Genomic DNA, 1,005 nt, shown 5'->3' on the forward strand with positions numbered 1-1,005 from the left:
TTTTCGAGTTGTCCCCGCAAAATATGCCGACCTCCTTGATCCATGGCATAAGCCGATCTTCGACAGCCTCGGCCAGCGCCGTATCAATCCGGAACGCGCCGGACAATACAACGGCGGGACGGCCCAGGGTGATCTTGCGTTTTTCCCAAAAACATCAGGCATTGATCGTGCCGCTGACGCATCGCGGGCGGCCTCGAACCATTGCCTTACACCCCCTGTCCCGAACTGCTCGAACATCCGGCGAAACCAGATCGTGAACTGCTCGGGTGTCTGTTCGATCCGTTCGGTGATCTCCTCCAGCGACAGCCACTCCCAACTTTCGACTTCCTCCGGATTGGCTACCGGATCGAGCTGGCTGAGGCCGGCAAACACGTGGTCAAATTCATGCTCGATCAGTTGATTGGACATTTGCTCGTAATAGATCATCGAGGCGACTTTCTGCAGTTTGCACGTCGTGCCCATTTCCTCCTGCAGTCGACGCAGGGCTGCGGCGGCCGTGCGTTCGCCAGGGCGAGGATGCCCGCAGCACGTGTTGGTCCATAATCCGCCGGAATGATATTTGCCCAACGCGCGTTGCTGCATCAGCATCCGACCTTGTGAGTCAAAGAGCAGAATCGAAAATGCGCGATGGCGCAGTCCCTGGTGATGCACTTCCATCTTTGAGGCTACACCGGTCTGGCGATCCTTGGGCGATACCAGAATAAGCTGTTCTTCCATGGCAAGGCTCCTTGGCGCGTGCGCTACTGGATAGGCTCAAGAGCAGTTGCCCGTTCATTCAGGAGCGGTACGCCATTGAGTCAAGGCCTCATGAGAACTGCAATCGCATGCAAAGGCACCTGTAAAACCTGACAGGTGTGCGCGATTTTCGATTATTGGTTATGTGATTCCAGACGTCGGCGGCAATGCCATTGGTCTTGGGGAGAGATCCTCGGAGAGTGCCTGGAATCGCAAGGTGTCGAGTTTCGCGCCTTCACATTCCACCAACAATTCCCCGCTTCCACGCTC

1 protein-coding gene is annotated in these 1,005 nt (G+C 56.3%); it reads right to left on the reverse strand.

All coding sequences use genetic code 11. From position 1 onward, the window contains the following. Positions 1 to 717: isopentenyl-diphosphate Delta-isomerase (idi, locus tag HT737_RS28580; RefSeq protein ID WP_182404494.1), on the reverse strand; the 717-nt coding region annotated here is incomplete at its 3' end. Positions 718 to 1,005: the final 288 nt, after the last annotated feature.

The organism is Pseudomonas sp. MD195_PC81_125, assembly GCF_014060985.1.
GTDB classification, from domain to species: domain Bacteria; phylum Pseudomonadota; class Gammaproteobacteria; order Pseudomonadales; family Pseudomonadaceae; genus Aquipseudomonas; species Aquipseudomonas parakoreensis.